This window comes from Leifsonia sp. 1010 (genome assembly GCF_031455295.1).
Classification (GTDB): domain Bacteria; phylum Actinomycetota; class Actinomycetes; order Actinomycetales; family Microbacteriaceae; genus Leifsonia.
On the sequence record NZ_JAVDSL010000007.1, the window covers coordinates 1 to 17,287 of the forward strand.

At 71.0% G+C, this 17,287-nt stretch carries 19 protein-coding genes; 4 read left to right on the top strand and 15 right to left on the bottom strand.

From position 1 onward, the window contains the following. Positions 1 to 121: 121 nt before the first annotated feature. The 3 genes from J2Y42_RS18410 to J2Y42_RS18420 are packed head-to-tail and all read right to left on the bottom strand — an operon-like array spanning position 122 to position 2,822. Positions 122 to 781, bottom strand: coding sequence for a methionine ABC transporter permease (locus tag J2Y42_RS18410; RefSeq protein WP_018191426.1), 660 nt, complete (start codon positions 779 to 781; stop codon positions 122 to 124). Continuing rightward, positions 778 to 1,821 carry a methionine ABC transporter ATP-binding protein gene (locus J2Y42_RS18415; RefSeq protein WP_309861616.1) on the bottom strand — a complete coding sequence of 348 codons (1,044 nt, stop codon included), beginning with the start codon at positions 1,819 to 1,821 and terminating at the stop codon, positions 778 to 780. The genes J2Y42_RS18410 and J2Y42_RS18415 overlap by 4 nt, the downstream gene beginning before the upstream one ends. Beyond that, positions 1,821 to 2,822: a MetQ/NlpA family ABC transporter substrate-binding protein gene (locus J2Y42_RS18420; protein ID WP_309861619.1), complete on the bottom strand. Its 1,002-nt coding sequence runs from the start codon at positions 2,820 to 2,822 to the stop codon at positions 1,821 to 1,823. Before J2Y42_RS18420 ends, J2Y42_RS18415 begins: the two co-directional genes overlap by 1 nt. Before the next feature lie 146 nt (positions 2,823 to 2,968). On the opposite strand from J2Y42_RS18420, the gene J2Y42_RS18425 reads away from it, so the two are divergent. The 3 genes from J2Y42_RS18425 to J2Y42_RS18435 all read left to right on the top strand — a co-directional run bounded on the left by J2Y42_RS18425 (position 2,969) and on the right by J2Y42_RS18435 (position 5,519). After that, on the top strand, positions 2,969 to 3,223 hold the full coding sequence (locus J2Y42_RS18425) for a hypothetical protein (protein ID WP_018191429.1): 255 nt from the start codon (positions 2,969 to 2,971) through the stop codon (positions 3,221 to 3,223). Then, positions 3,223 to 4,578, top strand: a complete 1,356-nt coding sequence (locus tag J2Y42_RS18430) for a JmjC domain-containing protein (RefSeq protein WP_309861623.1) — start codon at positions 3,223 to 3,225, stop codon at positions 4,576 to 4,578. The genes J2Y42_RS18425 and J2Y42_RS18430 overlap by 1 nt, the downstream gene beginning before the upstream one ends. 86 nt (positions 4,579 to 4,664) lie before the next feature. Beyond that, the gene (locus J2Y42_RS18435; protein WP_309861627.1) at positions 4,665 to 5,519 is read left to right on the top strand and encodes a sucrase ferredoxin; all 855 of its coding nucleotides are present in this window, start codon (positions 4,665 to 4,667) and stop codon (positions 5,517 to 5,519) included. Positions 5,520 to 5,723: 204 nt separating this feature from the next. On the opposite strand, the gene J2Y42_RS18440 is transcribed toward J2Y42_RS18435, so the two are convergent. The 11 genes from J2Y42_RS18440 to J2Y42_RS18490 form a co-directional block, all read right to left on the bottom strand. Next, positions 5,724 to 6,146 (bottom strand): VOC family protein, encoded by a 423-nt coding sequence (locus J2Y42_RS18440; RefSeq protein WP_018191432.1) that lies wholly within the window; start codon positions 6,144 to 6,146, stop codon positions 5,724 to 5,726. An 88-nt stretch (positions 6,147 to 6,234) separates the two neighbouring features. Further along, complete coding sequence (locus J2Y42_RS18445) at positions 6,235 to 6,639, bottom strand: helix-turn-helix transcriptional regulator (RefSeq protein ID WP_309861630.1); 405 nt, start codon at positions 6,637 to 6,639, stop codon at positions 6,235 to 6,237. A 58-nt stretch (positions 6,640 to 6,697) separates the two neighbouring features. Further along, the gene (locus tag J2Y42_RS18450; protein WP_309861633.1) at positions 6,698 to 10,240 is read right to left on the bottom strand and encodes a TM0106 family RecB-like putative nuclease; all 3,543 of its coding nucleotides are present in this window, start codon (positions 10,238 to 10,240) and stop codon (positions 6,698 to 6,700) included. 125 nt (positions 10,241 to 10,365) lie between these two features. Continuing rightward, positions 10,366 to 10,932, bottom strand: a complete 567-nt coding sequence (locus J2Y42_RS18455) for an HhH-GPD-type base excision DNA repair protein (protein WP_309861638.1) — start codon at positions 10,930 to 10,932, stop codon at positions 10,366 to 10,368. 4 nt (positions 10,933 to 10,936) lie between these two features. Beyond that, entirely contained in the window at positions 10,937 to 11,155 is a 219-nt protein-coding gene (locus tag J2Y42_RS18460; protein ID WP_309861641.1) for an SCO4848 family membrane protein, read from the bottom strand. Positions 11,156 to 11,200: 45 nt separating this feature from the next. Continuing rightward, positions 11,201 to 12,079 carry an SseB family protein gene (locus J2Y42_RS18465; RefSeq protein ID WP_309861644.1) on the bottom strand — a complete coding sequence of 293 codons (879 nt, stop codon included), beginning with the start codon at positions 12,077 to 12,079 and terminating at the stop codon, positions 11,201 to 11,203. Further along, the gene (gene priA / locus J2Y42_RS18470; protein ID WP_309861646.1) at positions 12,063 to 12,809 is read right to left on the bottom strand and encodes a bifunctional 1-(5-phosphoribosyl)-5-((5-phosphoribosylamino)methylideneamino)imidazole-4-carboxamide isomerase/phosphoribosylanthranilate isomerase PriA; all 747 of its coding nucleotides are present in this window, start codon (positions 12,807 to 12,809) and stop codon (positions 12,063 to 12,065) included. The genes J2Y42_RS18465 and priA overlap by 17 nt, the downstream gene beginning before the upstream one ends. Before the next feature lie 67 nt (positions 12,810 to 12,876). Continuing rightward, positions 12,877 to 13,530, bottom strand: coding sequence for an imidazole glycerol phosphate synthase subunit HisH (gene hisH, locus J2Y42_RS18475; protein WP_309861650.1), 654 nt, complete (start codon positions 13,528 to 13,530; stop codon positions 12,877 to 12,879). Then, complete coding sequence (gene hisB, locus J2Y42_RS18480) at positions 13,527 to 14,129, bottom strand: imidazoleglycerol-phosphate dehydratase HisB (RefSeq protein WP_309861653.1); 603 nt, start codon at positions 14,127 to 14,129, stop codon at positions 13,527 to 13,529. Before hisB ends, hisH begins: the two co-directional genes overlap by 4 nt. Beyond that, positions 14,126 to 15,274, bottom strand: coding sequence for a histidinol-phosphate transaminase (locus J2Y42_RS18485; protein ID WP_309861657.1), 1,149 nt, complete (start codon positions 15,272 to 15,274; stop codon positions 14,126 to 14,128). Before J2Y42_RS18485 ends, hisB begins: the two co-directional genes overlap by 4 nt. A gap of 205 nt (positions 15,275 to 15,479) precedes the next feature. Beyond that, positions 15,480 to 15,860, bottom strand: a complete 381-nt coding sequence (locus tag J2Y42_RS18490; protein WP_396427175.1) for a LysM peptidoglycan-binding domain-containing protein — start codon at positions 15,858 to 15,860, stop codon at positions 15,480 to 15,482. A gap of 247 nt (positions 15,861 to 16,107) precedes the next feature. Between J2Y42_RS18490 and lexA the strand changes: the two genes are divergently transcribed. Continuing rightward, positions 16,108 to 16,788, top strand: coding sequence for a transcriptional repressor LexA (gene lexA, locus J2Y42_RS18495; RefSeq protein ID WP_018191443.1), 681 nt, complete (start codon positions 16,108 to 16,110; stop codon positions 16,786 to 16,788). A gap of 99 nt (positions 16,789 to 16,887) precedes the next feature. On the opposite strand, the gene J2Y42_RS18500 is transcribed toward lexA, so the two are convergent. Beyond that, a complete protein-coding gene (locus J2Y42_RS18500; protein WP_018191444.1) occupies positions 16,888 to 17,238 on the bottom strand; it encodes a metallopeptidase family protein in 351 nt (116 codons plus the stop codon). Positions 17,239 to 17,287 lie beyond the last annotated feature (49 nt).

The following is a 17,287-nucleotide window of genomic DNA, read 5'->3' on the forward strand; positions in this document are numbered from 1 at the left end:
GCGCCGGGGGGCGGCGGCGCGCCCGGGGGCGGCCCCCCCCCCCGCGTGCCCCGCGGGGGGGCCCCCCCCCGGCGGGGCCGGGCCCCCCCCCCGGGGGGCCCCCCCCCCCACGGATCGGCGGTCAGCGCCGCAGCGCCTTGCGCGCCAGCCAGTTGCCGAGGAACTGCGCCGCCTGCACCAGCACGACGATCGTGATCACGGCGATCCACGTCACTGCCCAGTTGTAACGCTGGTACCCGTACGAGATCGCGAAGTCGCCCAGGCCTCCCCCGCCGATGCTGCCGGCGATGGCGGACAGGTCGACGATCGCGACGAAGATGAACGTGTAGCCGAGGATGAGCGGGCCGAGCGCCTCGGGGATGAGCAGCGTCGTGATGATCCGCCACGGGCTCGACCCCATCGCCCGCGCCGCCTCGATGACGCCCGGCTCGATGGTGACGAGGTTCTGCTCCACGATCCGGGAGATGCCGAAAGTCGCCGCGATCGTCATCGGGAAGATCGCCGCCGGGGTGCCGAGGAACGTTCCGAGCACCAGCTGCGTCAGCGGCGCGATCGCCGTCATGAAGATGATGAACGGGATCGGGCGGATGAAGTTCACGACGACGTTCAGCACGGTGAAGAGCGCCCGGTTCTCGAGCAGTCCGCCGCGCCTGGTCGTGTAGAGCAGGACGCCGAGCGCGAGGCCGAGGATGCCGCCGAGCACCAGGGTGGCGACGACCATCCACAGCGTCTGACCGATGGACTCCAGGTACACCGGCCACAGGGTCGACCAGTCGGTCATGCGGCCACCTCCTCGACCTCGGTCACCGTGCGGAGCTCGGCGATCAGCGCATCCACGTCGCCCGGCTCGCCGAGGAGCTCCAGCGTGAGGCTTCCGAACGACCGGCCCTGCAGCGCGGAGATGCCGCCGTAGACGATCTCGAAGCGCACGTTGTGGCGGCCCACCGCGTCCGACAGCACGGACCCGAGACGGCCGTCGTCGTGGATGCGCGCCGAGACGATCCGCCCGGAGTGCTTGCCGCGGAGGCGCTCGATGTCCGCCTCCCCGGGCTGGTTGCGCAGCACGGTCCCGACGAACCGCTGGGCTGTCGGCGTCTGCGGGTCGGAGAAGACCTCGAACACCGTGCCCTGCTCGATCACCCGGCCGGCGTCGAGCACCGCGACCCGGTCAGCGATCGAGCGCACGACCTCCATCTCGTGCGTGATGACGACGATGGTCACGCCGAGTTCGCGGTTGACGCGCTTCAGCAGGGCGAGCACGTCGGATGTCGTCTCGGGGTCGAGTGCGCTGGTCGCCTCATCGGCGAGCAGGATGTCGGGGTTCGTCGCGAGTGCGCGGGCGATGCCGACGCGCTGCTTCTGCCCGCCGGACAGCTGGTCGGGGTAGCTCCACGCCTTGTCGGTGAGGCCGACGAAGGCGAGGAGCTCGGCGACCCGCTGCTTGCGCTTGTCGGCCGGCCAGCCCGCCACCTTGAGCGGGTAGGCGACGTTGCCGAACACGGTGCGCGAACGGAACAGGTTGAACTGCTGGAAGATCATGCCGATGCCGGCGCGGACCTGCCGCAGGTCGCGTTCCCGCATCGTCGTCAGGTCGCGTCCGTCGACGATCACGGCGCCGGCGGTGGGATGCTCCAGCGCGTTGATCAGGCGCACCAGCGTGCTCTTGCCCGCGCCGGAGTAGCCGATGATCCCGAAGATCTCGCCGCGGCCGATCGTGAGGTCGAGCTCGTCGACGGCGGGAACCGCGGCGTCGCCCGAGCCGAAGCTCTTGGTGACGCCGCGGAACTCGATGATGGGACCCGCGGTGGCCGTGTCGGGCACTACTGCGCCGCCTCGATGGTCTTCTTCAGGTCGTCGAGGATGCCGATCAGGTCGGACTCGGGACGGTTCACGATGACCGCCGTGTTCTTCGACTCGGCGAGCACCGCATCCGTCACCGCCTTGGTGTGGTACAGCTTCGCGATCTTCAGGTACGTCGGGTTGTCCTTGTCCTTCTCGCGGGCGACGAAGGCGTTGATGTAGGGCTCGGCGGTCTCCGACTTCGGGTCGTCCTGGAACAGCGCCGACTTCGGGTCGATGCCCGCGGTCAGGGCGTAGTTGTTGTTGATGATCGCGCCGTCGGCCGAGCTGAGCGCCGGGGCGGTCTGGGCGGCATCCACCGGGATGACGGTGACCTTGGAGGCGGCCGCATCGATGTCGGCCGGGGTGGCCAGGGTGCTTCCGCCGTTCTTCAGCTTCAGGAGGCCCGCCTTCTGCAGCACGAGCAGGGCGCGCGCCTGGTTGGTCGGGTCGTTCGGGATGGCGATCTTGCCGCCCTGGGGGATGTCGTCGAGGCTCGTGTGCTTGGTCGAGTACAGCGGCAGCGGGACGACGAGGGTGGCGCCGATCGGCACCAGGTTCTGCTTCGCCTGCACGTCGTAGTTGGCGAGGAACTGCAGGTGCTGGAACAGGTTCAGGTCGAGCTGACCGTCGGCGAGCGCCGGGTTGGCCTGCGTGTAGTCGCGGAAGTTGACGGTCTGGATGTCGATGCCCTCCTTCGCCGCCTCCTTCTTCAGAACGGCCCAGTACGGCGAGGATGCCTCGGTGGTGCCGATCTTCACCGTGACGCTCTTGGCGGTGGCGGCACCGGATCCCGTGAGGTTCACGACGACGAGGACGACCGCCACGATCACCGCGACGACGGCGATGCCGATGCCGACGAAGAGGCCGGTGCGGGAGCGCTTCGGCTTCTCCGGGAGCGCGGGGGTGGACGGGGGGCGTCGGACATGGCTGTGCCTCTCTCTCGTGAAGGGGGGATGTGCCGGCGAACGCTGTGGCGGCACATCCGAGCCTCTCCCGAGCCGCCGACAGTGGTCAAAACGTCTTGCGAAATGTGACGCCGCCCGTTCATCCGGCGACCCTTACGGTCGCGGTGGGCCACGCGTAGGGTGAGTGGGGTCAGCGTTCCCGCAGACGGACTGGAGACGGAATGAGCGACATCAACGACGACGACATCAGCACCGACGCGGTCGGCGGCGGCGAAGGGCCCGCGGACGGCGGAGCGAACCCCGGCGGCCACGACGGCGGAGCCGACGGCTCGGCCGCAGGCGAAGGGCCGGCCGACGGCGGAGCGAACCCCGGCGGCCACGACGGCGGAGCCGACGGCTCGGCCGCAGGCGAAGGCCCGGCCGACGGCGGAGCGAACCCCGGCGGCCACGACGGCGGAGCCGACGGGTCCGCTTGATGACGACCCACGAGCGCGGGCCGGGCGACCGGCCCGCGCTTTCGCGTTGCGTGCCGATCACGCGCGAGGAGTTCGCGACCGATCACTGGGGCCGGAAGCCGCTGTTCACCCGCGCGGCCGCGCTCCCGGAGGACTTCTCCGACCTCTTCAGCATCGACGCGGTGGATGAGTTGGTCTCGTCGCGCGCGATCCGCACGCCGTTCGTCCGCATGGCGAAGGAGGGCTCCGTCCTCCCGCCGTCACGCTTCACCGGGCCGGGCGGCTTCGGTGCGGAGGTCGGCGACCAGCTCGACTCCGCGAAGGTGCTGGCCGAGTTCGCGAACGGCGCGACCCTCGTGCTCCAGGGGCTGCACCGCACCTGGCCGCCCATCCAGGAGTTCGCGCGACGGCTCGCCACCGAGCTCGGGCATCCCGCCCAGGTGAATGCGTACATCACGCCCGCGTCCTCCCGCGGCTTCGATCCGCACTACGACGTGCACGACGTGTTCGTGCTGCAGATCGTCGGCGAGAAGCACTGGCGCATCCACGAGCCGGTTCACGTCGACCCGCTGCGCGACCAGCCGTGGAGCGACCATCGCGACGCGGTCGCCGCCCGCGCCCAGGAGGCGCCGGCGATCGACGAGACCTTCCGCCCCGGCGACGTGCTCTATCTGCCGCGCGGATGGATCCACTCGGCGGAGGCCCTCGGCGGCGTCTCGGTGCACCTGACCATCGGCGTCGCCGCGTATACCCGACACGACGTGGTGCGCGAGGCCGTGGCCCGAGCGGCGGACGCCGCCGCGCTGCGCAGCTCGCTCCCGCTCGGGTTCGACCCGTCGGATCCTGACGCGGTCGCGCCTCTCGTCGAGGAGACGGTTGATGCGCTCATCAAGGCGCTCAGCGACCCGTCCGCCCGCTCCGCGGTCGCCGCCGCGGTGACGGACCGCCTGCGCCGACGCCAGCGGTCGGACACACCGCCCGCGCCCGTCCGGCCGCTGGCGACGATCGCCGTCGCCGACGAGCTGTCGGTCGACAGCGTGGTCGCAGCACGGCCCGGTCTGGGCGCCGACGTGACGGTGGAGGTGGAGACGGTGACCGTGCGACTCGCGACCAAGACGGTCGCGCTGCCCATCGCCGCGCGACCAGCGGTCGAACGTCTGCTGGACGGGTCTCCTGTCGCCGTCGGCGAGCTGCCGCTCGATGAGCGCTCGGCGGTCGTCGTGGCGCGGAGGCTGCTGCGTGAGGGGATCGTCATTCCGGTGTCCGACCCGGTCGACGCCGCCTTGCCTGACGTGGACCCCGCCGACGAAGCGGGTGTCTCGAGCGACGGTGAGCGGAGCGCGACCGCCGACTTCGGGACCGCGACGGCGACGTGACCGGCCTTCCGCCGGATCTCGCCGGACCGGCGCGCGCACCCGCCGGGCACGGCGCTCCCGGGTGGCTGCCGTGCAGCGATCGCGCGTTGGAGCGACACGACCCGCTGGCCGGGACGGCCGGCTTCGGCGAGCGCTGGCTGCTGGTGGAGATCGAGAGCGGATGGGGTCGCCACGCGTTCTTCGACTCGGCGCTCGATCCTGCGCTCGGCGCCCGGATCGTCGCGCGAGCCGAGGAGGCGGGCATCCGTCCGCTGGCGATCCGGCGCACGCGGCTGCGCGCGCCGCTCCGCCGCGACCAGACCTCGTGGCGCTGGGCGCTGGTGGATTCCCGTCCCGGCCGGGAGAGCATCCACTGGGGTCGCGTCGACGACCCGGCCGAACTCCTGACTCTCCCGCTCGACGGAAGCGCCGGCGAGCCGAGCGACGCACCGATCTACGCGGTGTGCGCGCACGCCCGACACGACCAGTGCTGCGCCGTACGCGGTCGCCCGGTGGTCGAGACCCTGGCCGCCGAGCATCCCGAGCTCACATGGGAGTGCTCCCATCTGGGCGGCGACCGGTTCGCCGCGACGATGATCGTGTTTCCCGAGGGCCTCCTGTACGGTCGGGTCGGCGCCGAGGATGCGTCACGCATCGTGGAACGTCACGCGGAGGGCCGCGTGGTGCCGGAGCTGCTGCGCGGCCGGACCTGCCACAGCACGGTCGCCCAGGCGGCGGAGGCGTTCGCCCGCGCCGACACCGGCGACGACCGCATCGGTGCGTTCCGGCCGCTGGAGGAGCGCCCGCATCCCCACGGCTGGACGGTGGAGCTCGCCCACGGCCGCGATCGTCTCACCGTGGAGGTGGGCGAGCGGCTCTCCGAGCCCCTGTTGAGCACGTGCGCCGCGACGATCGCGCATCCGGTCCGGGAGTTCGTCCCGGTGTCGGTCGCCCGCGCCTGACGCGGACGGCCGCGAGCGTGGCCGCCTGAGCGACCAGCGCGAGCCACCGACGCACGCGGCCAGCGCAAGCCACCGACGCACGCGGCCAGCGCAAGCCACCGACGCACGCGGCCGGCGCACGCGGCCGGCGCGGACGACCGGCGCACGCGGCCGGCGCACGCGGCCGGTACGCGCGGCGAGCGGCCGCGCGCGCCGGCCTCCAGCTCAGGCGTTCTGCGTCGCGGGCGTCGACTGCAGGATGCGCACCATGTTGCCGGACGGGTCGCGGAAGGCGCAGTCGCGGGGACCCCACGGCTGGTCGATCGGCTCCTGGAGAACCTCGGCGCCCGAGGCGCGCACGCGCTCGAAGGCGGTGTCGAGGTCGTCGGTGCGGAAGACGATCGGGCTCAGAGAACCCTTGACGACGAGCTGCGCGAGCGCGTCGCCGTCGGCCTGGGAGCGGCCCGCGTGCGGGTCGCTGAGCACGACGGCGGCGCCGTCGTCGCCGGCCACCCCGAGGGTGACCCAGCGGTGGTCGCCGGAGGTGACGTCCTGGATGACGTCGAGGCCGAGGGCGTCGCGGTAGAACGCGAGCGACTCCTCCGGGTCGAGGACGGTGATCTGCGAGTACTGGAGTGAAACGGTCATGAGTCGACTCTAGGAACGCCGGATCGGGCGCGCTTCTCCAAAACTGCTCAGGTGGATAACTGCTCGCGCGGGCGGTCTGTGGACGGGTTCAGGCCCTCGCCCGGACGGGCCGGGTGCGCTGCTTGGCGATGCAGTCGGGCATCGCCCGCACGGCCTCATGCTCGCGGGTGCGATACTCGGTCGGCGTCATCCCGACGATCTCGGTGAACTTGGAGCTGAACGATCCGAGCGACGTACAGCCGACCGCCATGCACGCGTCGGTGACCGACATCCCGGTGCGGAGCAGGGCCATCGCGCGCTCGATCCGTCGAGTCATGAGGTAGCTGTAGGGCGTCTCGCCGTACGCTGCCCGGAACTGGCGCGAGAAGTGTGCGGGCGACATGTAGGCGCGCGCGGCCATGGTCGGGACGTCGAGCGGCTTCGCGTAGTCGCGGTCGATGAGGTCCCTGGCCCGGCGCAGGTGCGCGAGCGTCTGCAGTTCCTCCGGTGACACGGGATGAGCGTAACAGCACGCGTCTCGCGGCGGCAGAGCCGCTGTCGTGGCGTCGGTGTCAGCCGACCGGCAGTGCGGCCGTGCGCTCCGAACCTTCGACCAGCCGGATGAACGCGCTGAGCTCTCCCACCCCGGCCGGTGTCGTCGGCAGGAACTCGGTCAACTCAGGTGAGTGGACGAGGTATGCCGCCCACTTCGCACGTGAGATGGCGACGTTGAGCCGGTTCTTCATGAGCAGGAAGGACACCCCGCGCGGCACGTCGACCGCGGACGATGCCGCGAGGCTGACGATGGCGACGGCAGCCTCCTGACCCTGGAACTTGTCGACGGTGCCCACCCGCACTCCGCGATGACCCGCCGCATCGAGAAGGGCACGCACCTCGGCGAGCTGGGCGTTGTAGGGCGTCACGACGATGATGTCGTCCTCCGCGAGGGGAACATCGTCGCGGCCCGCGGCCGGGTCGCTCCACGAGCGACCGAGGAGGTCGTCGACGAGGGCGACGACGGTCTCAGCCTCCTCGGGCGAGGCGGTGGAGTTGCCGACGTGCAGCACCGGCACGGGATGCACGCCCGGCTCCACGCCGCCCAGCTGGCGTTCCGACGCGCACTCGTGAGCCCGCAGCTTGCCCTCGTACGAGAGCCGCGACACCGCAGCCGCGAGCGCGGGGTGCATGCGCCGTGTCTCGGCGAGGAAGTACCCGTACTCCGGCGGCAGCACGTCGTGGCCGTCGCTCACCCAGCCCAGTGCGGAGCCGTCGACCGGCTCGGGATGCCGCCCCTGGCTCACCTGCGGCAGCTGCTGAGGATCGCCGAGCAGGAGGAGGTTCTTCGCCGCGACACCCACGGCGATGGTGGATGCCAGCGAGAACTGCCCGGCTTCGTCCACCACCAGCAGGTCCAGGCTGCCGCGCGGGACGCGGCCGGCGTTCGCGAAGTCCCACGCGGTTCCGCCCAGCACGAAACCGCGTTCCTCGTTGACGCCCGCGAACTCCAGATGCCCGTTCGCCGAGAGCGGCGTGAAGCGGACAGCCGGCTCATCCGCCGGGTCCTCGGCCCCCGCCTGATCCGGCTTCGCACCCCCGCTGGGCACCTTGCCGACCTGTTCGGGATCGAGGCCTGCGGCCACCACGCGGTCGAGCAGGTTCTCGACGACCGCGTGCGATTGCGCGACGACGCCGACCTTCCAGCCCTCCTCGGCCACCAGCCGCGCGATGACGTGCGCGCCCAGGTAGGACTTCCCCGTACCGGGAGGCCCCTGGACCGCCAGATACGACCGGTCGAGGTCGAGCAGGCTCGCCACGACGGCGTCGATCCGTCCGGTTCCGTCGCTCGCCCCGTCCTCTCCACTGCTCGTCGGGTCAGGCACCAGGGCGCCGGACCGGGTTCGCGGCGGCGTGCGCCGCAGCAGGTCGATCGTCGCATCCACTGGCCACGTCTCATGATGCCGGGCGATCAGCAGCGCGGTCCCCCACTCGCGGATCGCCTCCCCGAGCCGCCGCGAATCCGGCGGAGCGGCCGGTGTCAGCGCGCTTGGCAGGTCGCGATACGGAGGCACCTCGGGCGGGAGAGTCTCGCGCACGACGATCGAGCCGTCCTCGAGCGCGTCGATCACGGCGACCGTCCGAGCCGCCCGCGCACCGGGCTGTGCACGCGGTTGACGGAAGGGTCCGGGGTACTCGTAGAGCAGGTACGGGCCGGTGCGCTCGCTCACCCGGATCGCGCTGCCCGCACCCCAGGCTCCCGTCAGCAGCAGCTCACGCCGTTCGACGCGCTGGCCCTCATCGAGATACCAATCGCGGAGCACCGTCGCGCTCTCGACGACGAGCACATCACGCGTCTCGCCCCACTCTTCGATGGGTTGGATCAACCGCGAGAAGTGCGACTGCCAGAAGCTCTTCTGCTCGCGACGGTGGAAGTCGATCGCCGCGGCGGCGAGCGCCATCGCCCGGCGGTCGGCATCGCGATGCGGATCGAGCGGATCGCCGGCGAACGCCAGCAGTCCGGCGCGCAGGGGCGACGCCTCGGGTGCAGCCTCCGTCTCCTCCATCGGAGCTGCGCCGATCGGGATACGGTTCTCGGTCGCGCGGGCGATCAGCCAGTCGCGCAGGCGCAAAGTGGAGACGCAGTCGTACCGGTTGTAGTCGCCGATGTCGTCGAGCAGAGGCTGGGCCTCGTCCAGGCGGCCGAGCGCGATCAGGTCGCGCGCGTTGGCGTACTCGGTGATCGAGTCGGCGCCGGTGGTCACGTCGCTCTCGCGGAGCTCGTCGCCCATGTAGAGCGGCTCGAGTTTCTTGATCGAGTACGACCGCGACCCGACCCGGACGGCCTTCCGGACCAGCGGATACAGGTCGACCATCACGTTGTCGCGCAGCAGGCCGTCGACCTCCTCCTCGCCGACGCCGTGGCGGGCGGCGAGGGCCAGCAGGTGCGTCTGCTCGTACGCCGCGTAGTGGTAGATGTGCATGCCCGGGAACTGTGCCCGGCGGTCGCGGACGAACGCCAGGAACGCCTCCAGCGCCACGCGCTCCGCCGCGAAGTCGTGCGCCCAGAACGCGGTGAAGCGCTCCTCCTGGTCGACCAGCCCGAACAGGTAGTCGAGGTTCCAGCGCTCACCGGCTCCCTCGGTGTACAGCGGATCGCCCTCGAAGTCGAAGAAGATGTCGCCGGGATCGGGATGCGGCAGCACCGCGAGAACCGGCGCGTTGAACACCCGCACCGGCGGTGGCGCCTCCGGCACGGCCTGCAGCTGCAGCCGCGCCTGCTCGCGGAGGCCGTCGAGCGTGCCTTCGGGGATGCCGTCAATCGGACCGGTGGAGGCGGCGAGCGCGTCGATGGTGGGGATGCCGGCCGCGAGGAGGTGCTCCCGCTGGGTCACGCGCATCCCGGCCACCAGCAGCACGTCACGGGACGCCTGCACCTCGGCGTCGCAGGTGTCGCACCGCCCGTCGACGGTGAAGCGCGGGTCGCCCCAGGCGACCGGCCCGGTATCGGCCGCATGCTCGGCCACGATGGTCAGGAGGCGTGCGCGACGCTTGCGGTACACCGGTTCGATGTCGGTCAGCGAGTGCTCGCTCACGGAGCCGTCGCCGAGCAGCAGCTCGACCGTGTCGTCGACATCCACACCCATCCGCCGCAGCTGCTCCGCGTACGCGGCGAGCTGCAGCAGTGCGGTGACGCGGGCGCTGCGGGCCAGCTTGGAATCCTGCACCCGATAGCGGCCGTCGGGAAGTCGAACGACGAAGTCGGCAAACCCGACGAACGACCCGTCGAAGAACGTCGCCTGGAAGACGACCTCCGCTCCGCGCTCGAACGCCTCGGACGTACGACGGACAGCGTCGGCGAGCGACTCCGCCGTCAGCTGCTCCGGCCGCTCGATCTCGGCCACGCCGCTGCCGAACCGCTCGCGGTAGCGCTCCAGGATGCGATGTTCGTGCTCGTCGCCCATGCGCGAGGAGCGCACGTACATCGGATCTTCAACCTCTTCGGTCTTCTCGAGCCGCCCGAGCTTCACATCGAGGGTGCGCAGGAAGGCGAACTCGCACTTCGACGCCTCGGTGAGGTCGCTGGCGCTCGTGACGATGATCCCGTCGAGCAGGAACACGGCGACCTCCCTTCGCTTCGGGGCGGCTATGGCGCCACCCGCTCTGCGAGACTACCGGCGACCACCGACAGCAGCGGGTTCTCCACAGGGACGACCGGCAGGGCGCCGAAAGCCGCTTCCTGTGATCACTTTCCCTTCGCGGCCGCCTTCATCGCCCGCTTGTGCTCCCGCACGCGCGCGAGCGAGTCGGCATCGACGATGTCGGCCACCGATCGGTAGCCCTCGCTGCCGTAATCGCCGGCCGCCTGCTGCCAGCCGGCGGCGGTCAGTCCCTTCTGCTTGCCGAGGAGGGCGAGGAAGATCTTCGCCTTCTGCTCGCCGAATCCCGGCAGCGCCTTGAGCCGGCGCAGCACTTCGGCGCCGTCCGGGTCGCCCTGCGTCCAGATGGCCGCGGTGTCGCCACCCCAATCGCTGACGATGGCAGCTGCCAGCGCCTGCACCCGCGCGGCCATCGACCCGGGAAACCGGTGTACCGCCGGGGTCTGCTTCATGACCTCCGCGAGCTTGTCGGGATCGAGCGCCGCGACCGTCGCCGGATCGAGCGAGCCGAGCCGGTCGCGCAGCTTCGCCGGACCGGCGAAGGCGGTCTCCATCGGGATCTGCTGGTCGAGCAGCATGCCGGTGAGCAGAGCGAAGGGCGACTGGTCGAGCAGCGCGTCGGCTTCGGGATCGCCGGTGATGTTGAGAGCCATGCGCTCAGCCTGCCACCAGGAGCACCACGCCCGCCACAGCCGACAGCACGGCCAGCAGCAGGGCCACGCCGAGCAGCACACCGTGCACGATGAGGAACGGCGTGGCGCGGCCCGCCGCATCCCGAGCCCGCGCATCCTTCCGGACCCGAGTGAAGAACCGCGGCCAGGCGAAGACGTTGAACAGGGCGTTGAGGAACAGCACGATGGCGGCGAAGACGGTCATGGTGCCTCCAGCCTATGCGGCCGGCGGCCGCGCTCCGCCGCCGCCTCAGTCACCCGAGGCGACGAGCTGCACGCGCAGCGAGTCGACGCGCGTGGCGATCACGTCGTCCGCCGCCCAGCGCTGCGCCAGCCGCGAGAGGATGGCGTCCAGCTCCTCGCGCGTCAGTCCCGCCGCGAGGGACAGGCGCACCACGAGCTCCTCACCTGCCAGCCGGTTGCCGGGATCGCCCGCCAGCAGGGCGACGTCATGCACGCCGAGCTCGGAGTCGATGGACCGCTGGAACGCCTCCTGCACCTCCGCGTCGCGATCGCTCGGCAGCCACGGCGTGCCCTGCGCGACCGCCCACACGGCGGGTCGCCGCAGCACGAACTCGGTCTCCGACGTCGGGTCGAGGACGATGAGCTCGGTGCCCTCCGCCGCGGCGGCGAGCGCCGCCCGACGGCTGTCCACCGGGACGGGACGCGCGGACGGGTTCCAGGCCTGCAACGCGGTCACCGACGAGAACACGGGCTGGACGGTGCGTCCGTCCGGCCCCGCCACCGTCACGATCGACAGTTCCTGGGTCTTGTCGACGCGCATCCCCGCGTCGTTCGTCCCCTCGTCGCCGAGGTCCGCCATCAGCGGGACGAGGAGGCGCACATCGCGCAGCGCATCCACCACGGTCTCCGCTCCGGTCTCGCCGGCGCGGAACGCGGCGAGCGCGCCGAGAAGCGCGGGCGGCGCCGAGCCGTCGTCGTCGCCGAACGGATTGTCGTCGAACTCGCGACCCTGCCACGGCTGACCCGCGGAGTCGGCGAGGGATGCGGCGAACGCGGCCAGCCGCGCGGCGCCCTCGACGCTGGGTCGGCCCGTCGGCGTCACCCCGTCAGCGGCTGCCGCGCCCTCCGGAACGGCGCCCGTCTGGTCGTCAGCGTCCCGCGACATCCAGCGCCTCGGGCAGCGTGAAGGCGCCGGCATAGAGCGCCTTGCCGACGATCGCGCCCTCGAGCCCCAGCGGCACCAGCTCGCGCAGCGCGGCGATGTCGTCGAGGTTGGAGATGCCGCCGGAGGCGACGACCGGCCGCTCGGTGCGATCCAGCACCTGGCGCAGAAGGTCCAGGTTCGGGCCGCGGAGCGTGCCGTCCTTGGTCACGTCGGTGACGACATAGCGGGCGCAGCCGGCGTCCTCCAGGCGGTCGAGGACCTCCCACAGGTCACCGCCCTCACGGGTCCAGCCGCGGGCGGCGAGGGTGGTGCCGCGCACATCCAGTCCGACGGCGATCGCCTCACCGAACCGGCTGATCGCGCTGGCGGCCCACTCCGGGTTCTCGAGCGCGGCCGTACCGAGGTTGACGCGGGTCGCGCCCGCTTCGAGGGCGTGCTCGAGCGAAGCGTCGTCGCGGATGCCGCCCGAGAGCTCGATGCTCACGCCGTCGACCTCGTGGATGACCTTCTTGAGCAGGGACCGGTTCTCCCCGCGGCCGAATGCGGCGTCGAGGTCGACCAGGTGGATCCACTCGGCGCCCGCCGCCTTCCACTCGGCCGCGGCATCGACCGGGTCGCCGTAGCTCGTCTCGCTGCCGGCCTCGCCCTGGGTGAGGCGCACCGCCTTGCCGTCGGCCACATCCACCGCGGGCAGGAGGACGAGCCGGGGCGTGCTGATGAAGTCGGTCATGTGTTTCCTCGTGTCGGTCCGCGGCGCGGACGGTGGGCCGGATTCGGCGAACTCGGGCGGGAGGCGGCTACAGCGAGCCGATCCAGTTGCGGAGCAGCTGGATGCCCGCGCGGCCGGACTTCTCCGGGTGGAACTGCGTGGCGCTCAGCGGGCCGTTCTCGACCGCCGCGACGAACGGGGAGCCGTGATCGGCCCACGTCACCTTCGGCTTGGGGAACGGGCCCGACGCCTCCAGGGTCCAGTCCTGGGCGGCGTACGAGTGGACGAAGTAGAAGCGCTCGTCCTGCAGGCCGGCGAACAGCGTGGAGTCCTCGGGCGCGCGGACCGTGTTCCAGCCCATGTGCGGCACGACGTCGGCACGGATGAGGTCGACCGTCCCCGGCCACTCCCCCAGCCCCTCGGTCTCGACGCCGTTCTCGACGCCACGCTCGAACATGACCTGCATGCCGACGCAGATGCCCAGCACCGGTCGGCCGCCCGCCAGGCGCCGGTCGACGACCTCGTCTCCGTGCGAAGCTTTCAGCGCCTCGGCGACGGCAGTGAACGCGCCGACGCCGGGCACCAGCAGACCGTCCGCCTCCAGTGCACGCTTGCGATCGCCGGTCAGCTCGACCTCGGCCCCCGCGGCCTCGAGCGCCTTGACGGCCGAGTGGACGTTGCCCGTCCCGTAGTCGAAGACGACGACCTGCGGGGCGCTGCCGGGAGTGCGTGCCACGGTCACAGCGCGCCCTTGGTCGAAGGGATGCCGCTGATCAGCGGGTCGAGCGCCTTCGCCTGACGGAACGCGCGCGCGAACGCCTTGAACTCGGCCTCCGCGATGTGGTGCGGGTCGCGACCGCCGACGACCGTGATGTGCGTGGTGAGACGCGCGTTGAACGTGATCGCCTCGAAGACGTGACGGACCATCGAACCGGTGAAGTGGCCGCCGATGAGGTGCAGCTCGAAACCGGCGGGCTCGCCGGTGTGAACGAGGTACGGGCGACCGGAGATGTCCACGACCGCCTGCACCAACGCTTCGTCGAGCGGCACCAGGGCGTCGCCGTAGCGGGAGATGCCCGACTTGTCGCCGAGCGCCTCCAGGATCGCCTGCCCGAGGACGATGCCGATGTCCTCCACCGTGTGGTGGACGTCGATGTCGGTGTCGCCGGTCGCGCGGATCCGCAGATCGGTGAGCGAGTGCTTGGCGAACGCGGTCAGCAGGTGGTCGTAGAAGGGGACGCTCGTCTGGATGTCAGATTCTCCGGTGCCGTCGAGATCGAGGCTCAGCTCGATGCTCGACTCGCTCGTCTCCCGCGTGACCGTGGCGGCGCGATTCGTCATGCGTCCGAGTCTACCGGGGCGCTCTGAGCCCTGTCGGGGGCCTCGTCGGCGCCTGCATCCTCCGGGGTGGGCCGGCCGAGCGCGGCCAGCGCCTCGAGGAAGGCGGTCGTCTCGGCCTCGGTCCCCGCGGTGACGCGCAGGTGGTGCGGGATCCCGACATCCCGGATCAGGATGCCGCGGTCGGCCAGCGCTTCGAACGTCGCGTGCGGGTCGTCCACGCCGCCGAAGAGGACGAAGTTGCTGCCGCTGCGGTGGGGCGTGTAGCCGAGGCGTGCGAGCTCGGTCACCAGCCGGTCGCGCTGGCGGCGGATGTCGCCGACCGTCGCGAGCATCTCGTCCGCGTGCGCGAGCGCGCCGAGCGCGGCGGCCTGGGTGATGGCGGACAGGTGGTACGGGAGGCGCACCAGCCGGAGCGCGTCGATGACGGCGGGGTCGGCGGCGAGGTAACCCACGCGCGCACCGGCGAAGGCGAACGCCTTGCTCATCGTGCGCGAGATCAGGAGGCGCGGCCGGCCCGGGAGCAGGGTCAGCGCGGACGGCTCGCCCTCCGGCATGAACTCCGCGTACGCCTCGTCGACGACGACGATCCCGTCGGTGGCGTCGTACACGGCCTCGATGGTGTCGAGTCCGAGGGGCGTGCCGGTCGGGTTGTTCGGCGAGCAGAGGATCACGATGTCCGGGTTGTGCCGCCGGAGCTCGGCGACGGCCGTCTCCGGGGTCAGCTCGTAATCGGCGTCGCGGGCGGCGGCGACGTACGCGGTCCCGGTGCCCGAGGCGAGCAGGGGGTACATCGAGTAAGTGGGGGCGTACCCGAGCAGCGTCCTGCCGGGGCCGCCGAAGGCCTGCAGGATGTGCTGAAGCACCTCGTTCGACCCGTTCGCCGCCCAGATGTTCTCCGGCGCGAGACCGTGGCCGAGGTAGCGGGCGAACGCCGTGCGGAGCTCGGTGAATTCGCGGTCGGGATAGCGGTTCACTCCACCGACTGCGGCGGCGACGCGGGCCACGATGTCCGCGGCCACATCTTCCGGAACGGGATGCGTGTTCTCGTTCACGTTGAGCGCGACGGGCACCGGACGCTGCGGAGCGCCGTACGGAGACCGACCGCGCAGGTCGTCCCGGATGGGCAGCTCGGAAAGAGAAGTCACCCCTCAATCGTAGCCAGCGCCGTCACTGCCCTTCCGCCGGATGACGCTCGGCGACGCGGCGGGACGAAGCCCCACGAGAAACGGAGGACATTTCGACGTCAAGCACGCTGTGCGATAGGAAACGGAGGCGATCCCGGCTGCCGGGCCGCGGATCCCCTCCGTTCACGACCGCGAGTTGCGGACGGCGCCTACCGTGCGGCGCCGCCTAGTGCGCGTACTTCGACGGGACCGCGAGCTGCTGGCCGGGCGAGACGACGGCCGAGTCGAGGCCGTTGAGGGAGACGATGTCGGCGATCACGTCGCGCGGGTCGGCATTCGGCGCGACGCGCTCCGCGACGGACCAGAGGGAGTCGCCCGACTCCACGGTCACGTACTGGAAGCTGACGTGCGTCTGCTCGCCGGTGGCGACCGCGCCGCCGCCGTTGAGTGCGAACACGAGGGCTCCGATGACGAGGGGCAGCGCGACGAGAGCGGAGAGGACCGCGCGACCGCGCCGCGTGAGACGCAGGCGGACCCGTGCTCCCTCCGGCAGCGGCGGGACCGCACGAAGGGTGGGAACCGACTCGCTCATCAATACTGCGCTCATGGCCGTGACCTCCTCAGACTCGCGGGTGCGAAGCTGTGTTCCGAATGTATCTTCGAATGTCCGAATCCGCAAGATGCCCTCAGAGCGGGAATTTGGGGACGAAGTTCGCGACACACTCGAACACATGTTTGTCTTCCCTTCCCGACGCGGATACAGTTTCGACTGTCTGAGGACATCAGATCAGGAACCACCGACATTCCTGCAGGGAGCATCCCCGCAGGGCCGCCGACGCCAGGAGAGGACGCCCGTGTCGAATGAGAACCAGGCACGCGGAGGCACCCGTCGCCGCAAGAACCTGAGCGACAAGCAGCTGGCGATCCTCGATGTGATCCAACGGTCGGTGAGCCAGCGCGGCTATCCGCCGAGCATGCGCGAGATCGGTGACGCCGTCGGCCTCTCCTCTCTGTCGTCCGTCACGCATCAGCTGAACCAGCTGGAGCTGAGCGGCTACCTCCGGCGCGACCCGAACCGTCCGCGCGCCCTCGAGATCCTCATCGACCTGCCGTCGTCGTCGCAGTCCGCGCCGGACTACGAGAACCAGACGCCGGTCGGCGACGCCGCGATGGTTCCCCTCGTCGGCCGCATCGCGGCCGGAATCCCGATCACGGCCGAGCAGCAGGTGGACGAGGTCTTCCCTCTCCCCCGCCAGCTGGTCGGCAACGGCGAGCTGTTCATGCTGAAGGTCGTCGGCGAGTCGATGATCGACGCGGCGATCTGCGACGGCGACTGGGTCGTCGTCCGCGCCCAGAACACGGCCGAGAACGGCGACATCGTCGCCGCGATGCTCGACGAGGAGGCGACCGTCAAGGTCTTCCGCCAGCGCGACGGCCACACCTGGCTGCTGCCGCGCAACTCGAACTTCGAACCTATCCTCGGCGACTACTCGCAAGTGCTCGGCAAGGTCGTCGCGGTCCTCCGCGCGGTCTGAGCTTCCCGCCCGCCCCACCCCACGTTTTGCGCCAAATAGTGGTTATGACCGCCTCATAACCGCGATTTGCGCCAAATCGTGGCACGGGGGAAGGCCGGGTCACGCCCAGCCGAGCTCGCGCAGGCGGTCGTCGGACAGCCCGAAGTAGTGCCCGATCTCGTGCACCAGGGTGAGCCGCACCCGCGCCCGCAGGTCGTCCTCCGAGACGGCCGACGCCTCCAGGTTGTTGCGGAACAGCGTGATCCGATCCGGCAGCTCGCCGAACCCGTACACCGAGCGCCGGGTCAGCGGACGTCCGCTGTACAGCCCGAACAGCCGCGGCCGGGCGCCGTCCGGTTGATCCTCGATGAGGATGGCGACGTTCTCCAGCGGTCCCACCATGTCGTCCGGCAGCGCATCGAAGATGTCGCCGACCATCCGCTCGAACTCCTCGTCCGGGATGCGCACCATGCGCCCATCCTCACACGCACGCTCTCCCGAAGCACGACGGCCCCGGTAC